Here is a 5,106-nt window from a genome sequence, read left to right as displayed (position 1 = left end):
TGGCTGTGTTCAAAGTGATCCCCACTACTATTTGGTGGGCACCACTTTGGCGGGTCAATGGCGTGATGTACAGACGGCGTTGCTGATGCGCTTACAACCATTCTGTCACCGTCCACATTGCACCCAACCCGGTACGCATGGGCGGTGGAGGGCAAGGTTCGAATCATCGTCCCGGCGGAAACCATAGCGGGCATGTCGGTCCGGGTAAATAGTCAGACCATCCACTGGATCGCTTGCGGGTCCAACTTCGGTCAGCGGCAACACACCGGCCAACAACGCAACCGCAACGCGTACCGTTGAGTCGCTGGCCGCAGCGTCGACCCCTTTTCATGTGAACCCCTGCATCGGAGAATGCCTCGACGAATTCGCACCGCGCGAGATGCGCCACATCCTTGTTGGGCAGGATACGATCCTCTGCGAGGTCCGGGAGCCGAGCGTCTATGTGTTGCGTCTATGGCATAACCGTGAGGATCGGTAGAACCACGCTCCGGCCGGTGCATGTCCACCAGGCGTTTGCCAGCGAACCAGGAATGGACTGTTAGACCGAGATCGAGATGATTATACGTCTCCCGGAAAGTAGTGCTGCCGATGGGAAGGACGATGCGATCATCCCGTTCTGGATAGGCCTCGACCTGCATCCAGTTCATGTCGGCGATACGCATGTTTCTGCCGGGATTTGAAAGGTATCCGACTCAAGGCAAAAGCCCATCACCGTTGCCGATTGCGACGGAGTGGACCAATTTTGGTGAACACGTCTTGCGACATGTTCCGATCGTCTCTACTGCGTCGTTATCCGGAAGCCATACGGCAGGGCGGGGAATTGGTCTTGCCAAGCAAATGGCACCGCGACTTACTCATAGGTAAGCGTTTCAAGTATTCAACATAATCCATTGACATTCTTAACATCCTCCAATACCTTATTCTTTCGGCAACATCTTCCGGTACTCATCGGCCAGACGCGAGCCATCCAAAAAGAGGGGTTCTTGAGTGAATAATCAGAGAATTTCAAGGGTGTTACTAAGTTCCATTGCGTTTGCAGCGGTCGTTGCCGGTGCGCCGTCATCCTATGCAAGTGGACGTCACGGCGCAGTTCCTCAAGACATGGGTACGACCGCAGACGCAACCCCGGTCTCAGTATCGATCATTTTGAAACTGCAAAATGGCGAGGATCTTGATGAGTTCATTGCCGCGAGTGTCGATCCTGACAGTAATCGATATCACAAGTTTCTCAGTGTTCAGCAATTTCGTGCTCGTTATGCCCCGTCGAACGGGCAAATCCAACGCATTACCAGCTATCTACAGCGCCTGGGCATCACAATCAACGAAGTCTATGACGATAATTTGGTGATCAAGGCAACCGGCACGGCGGCGCAACTCGGACAGGCATTTTCCACCACACTGCGTGACTACTCGGACAAAGAAGGGCGTCGTTTCCACCGTCCGGATCGCGAGCCGCGCGTGCCTGAATTACTTCAGGATGTCGTGCTATACGTCTCTGGCCTTAACACGCAGACTTCACAGTTTCTGCCGCATTACACCAAAGGGCAGGCGCTGCGTCTTACTCCCGACGGCAAGTCACCCGCTGTGGTGCTGCCTTCGGGAAATAGCACTGCCACTGGCGTTGCTGGCAATTACACTACCGGTGATGTCGCTAACTTCTACGGTGTGAATCCGCTGTACGCAAATGGCATAACTGGTAAAGGTATGACCGTCGGCATTGCGACCTTAGCCAATTTTCTTCCGGCAGACGCCTATACCTACTGGAGCCAGATTGGCCTCAAGGTGAATCCGGACAGGATCACGCAGGTCCACGTCGACGGTGGCGGTCCTCTGTCAGGTCCTGATGGCTCCGGCGAGACTGCGCTGGATGTGGAGCAGTCGGGCGGCCTTGCGCCAGATGCTAACGTGATTGTCTATGACGCACCGAATACCGAAGCGGGATTCATTGACGTGTTTTATAAGGCAATCTCCGACAACAAAGTGGATACCCTTTCAGTGAGTTGGGGCTCGCCCGAGATTTTTAATTATCCGATCCCAGGTATTTCCACTGATACGCAAGCTGTGTTGGTGGCGTACCACCAGGCATTTGCCGAGGCTGCTGCACAGGGCATCTCGACCTTCGCCGCAGCAGGCGACTCCGGTGCCTATGACACGCAACGTTCGTTTCCCGCGCCCTATTTTTCCAGCCCACTGACGGTCGATTCGCCCGCCTCCGATCCGTACATCATTGCCGCTGGCGGCACGACTGTTCCAACAAGCTTCACGTTGCGAGGTATTTTAATTAACCTCCCGATCGAGCGGGTTTGGGGCTGGGATTATCTGACTGATTACTGCGCTTCGAGAGGCCGTACACCGGTGACCTGCGGCATCTATTCAGTCGGTGGCGGCGGTGGCGTCAGCGTTTTCTGGCCACAGCCTGCTTACCAGAATGGCGTGCGCGGTATCCGGCGCAGTGAACCGAATCAGGTCCTGACCTCTACACCAGATCCGGTCGGTGCCCCAACTAGCACGACCACGCTGTACACGGTTGCCTCGAACGTAAAGGGTCGGAATTTGCCTGACATCTCGCTGAACTCGGATCCACAAACCGGCTATATCGTCTACTCGACACCAGACGGTGGTGTTCAGAACTTTTACGGTGGTACCAGTTTCGCTGCACCGCAACTGAACGGTATCTTCTCGCTCATAGCCCAAGCCAAGGGATCACGGCTGGGTCTACTACAGCCGCAGTTGTACGCTCTGAAGTCTAAAGGATCGCGGAGCCAATCCACCGGATTAAACGAGATCACCGCAGGGGACAACTGGTTCTATTCTGGCGTTTCAGGTTACGAGCCGGGTGCAGGTCTTGGCACCATCAACGCTGCGGCACTGGCACGCGCAATTCGCTGATGACCCGCCATCGCGGTGACGGGATATCGCACCGTCACCGATATAAAATTAGCTACGCAGGGCGAGTTATGCGGAGCCGAAAAACTGCTGTTTAATAACTTTGATCGGTAAACGGTGCAGCCCGCCTAGTGCGGGCTCTTTTATCGGATTTGCGCGTAAAACCCCGTCGTTTTGCCAAGGCGACAAGTACAAGAATCAATGTCCGGAACCGGACCCGAGCAAACCTGTTCAAGAGATAGGGACTGTAGAGTTAGGACTTCGCAGTAGGGTGTCAGGTCCATATTCAAATGTCGCACCCCCAAACCGGACATTACTATTTGGGGCCAACATCGCAATTTCGCGTAATCTATATTATGTCAACTTAAATCAAAAGACGTCAAATGCCTGGTTCGGCGTCAAACAGCATTTATTATCGCGTATGCATGCGGCCGAGACGGAAGCCGAACACGAGGACGGCCTCGCACCAGTGTACGTCTTCGTGAGCCGGCAGCGTAATGCGGGCACCCCATAGGAGAGCTAACGCGGTTAATGGCCGGCGTTTCTTGAATCTTAAGCGGCGCCTCGCCGATGTGCGACTGCCGGGCGCGCACGCTGTATCGACGTCGTTCCGACTGCCGCACCCCTGGCGTGATGTGCCAGAGCGACGAGAGCTACCTGGGGCGCTTTTGACCTTGCGAATGACCCACTTGCCAACGTTACGCCCTGGTTTGATCCAGCCAGCGTTTTGTCGAGCTTGAAAACAGCAACCGTTTGCACCAGACTGCCGGCCTGGTCATGCAATGACTGTGCAGCTGCGGTGGCCTCTTCGACCAGAGCGGCGTTCTGTTGTGTAGCAGTATCCATGTCCGTGATGGCCTGATTGATTTGCCGAATCCCTGAAGCTTGTTCATTGCTGGCAACAGCGATATTGCCGATGATGTCGGTGACCCGCTTGACGCTGGTGACGACCTCCTGCATCGTCACGCCCGCCTGATCGACCAGCCGTGATCCAAGATCGACTTTCTCCACGGAATCGGTAATTAACACCTTGATTTCTTTCGCGGCACTTGCGCTGCGTTGCGCCAAATTTCGCACCTCGGTTGCAACCACGGCGAAACCACGGCCCTGCTCGCCGGCCCTGGCGGCCTCAACGGCAGCATTCAATGCCAGGATATTGGTCTGAAACGCGATGCCGTCGATCACATTGATGATGTCAGCAATCTTTCTGGCAGATTCATGGATGGATCCCATTGTTTCGACGACCTGCGCGACGACACCACCGCCCTTTGTGGCGACATCCGAGGCCAATTCGGCCAGTCGATTGGCCTGCCGGGCATTTTCAGCGCTCTGCGTGACCGTGCTGGTCAGTTCCTCCATGGAGGACGCCGTTTCTTCCAATGCACTGGCTTGCGATTCGGTACGTGCCGACAAATCGAGGTTGCCGGAAGTAATCTGCTTCGACGCGGTGGCAATTGTTTCCGTCCCCATGCGCACCTCGGCAACAATCGTGTGCAAACTGCCATTCATCACGTTGAGTGATTGCAGCAATTGGCCGATCTCGTCCCGTGAATGAATATCAATGTGCCCGCTCAAATCGCCCGAGGCAACGGTTTGCGCAATCGATATGGCTTGCCGCAATGGTCTGATGATGGATTTGCTGATCAAGTAAGACATGAGGACGCTCAAAAATACAGCGAGTCCCGTCAATATTTCGAGAAGAAATTGGCTTTGTGCAAATTCATTTTTCAAATACGTGCCGCTGGCGGTGATTTCCTCTGTCTGGAGATCGACCAATTTCTGAAGCGATGCAAGATAGGCGTTACGGGCTGGCTTGAGTTGCGTATCAGCTAATTTTTTTGCTTCTTCTGCGTTACCGCTCTTTTTTTCCGTGAATATTTTTTCACGTGCAGCCACGTATTCCTTTCGCTTTTCTGCGACTTCGTCGTAACGCGCTATTTCATCAATGCTTTTTGGCATCAAATCTAATTTCTTTTGAATCTCCACCACGCGTGCGCTGGTTTCTTTCAACGCCGACTCCAATTCTTGCTGCTGCGACGCGACCTCATTTTGCATGATTGCCAGCAGCCTGACACCGTTCATATCCGTCGCATTTTTCCATTCTTTAATAAGGCGTTCCTTGACGCATTTCGTTATACACAAGTCACCCTCAGACTCTCACCTCGCGCCAATTCCCGTTTACATTCAATGAGTTAGCGCCCCGCTTGTAAACTGCTACGA

2 protein-coding genes are annotated in these 5,106 nt (G+C 54.1%); one reads left to right on the top strand and one right to left on the bottom strand.

The window, feature by feature from the left end:
• Positions 1–1,101: 1,101 nt before the first annotated feature.
• Entirely contained in the window at positions 1,102–2,889 is a 1,788-nt protein-coding gene (locus tag RCH09_RS19330; RefSeq protein ID WP_326942775.1) for a S53 family peptidase, read from the top strand.
• A gap of 549 nt (positions 2,890–3,438) precedes the next feature.
• Here RCH09_RS19330 and RCH09_RS19325 read toward each other — a convergent pair.
• On the bottom strand, positions 3,439–5,028 hold the full coding sequence (locus RCH09_RS19325; RefSeq protein ID WP_326942774.1) for a methyl-accepting chemotaxis protein: 1,590 nt from the start codon (positions 5,026–5,028) through the stop codon (positions 3,439–3,441).
• Between the last annotated feature and the right edge of the window lie 78 nt (positions 5,029–5,106).

Source organism: Actimicrobium sp. GrIS 1.19, assembly GCF_035984655.1.
Lineage (GTDB): Bacteria > Pseudomonadota > Gammaproteobacteria > Burkholderiales > Burkholderiaceae_D > Actimicrobium.
This window is presented reverse-complemented; position numbering and strand designations above follow the sequence as displayed.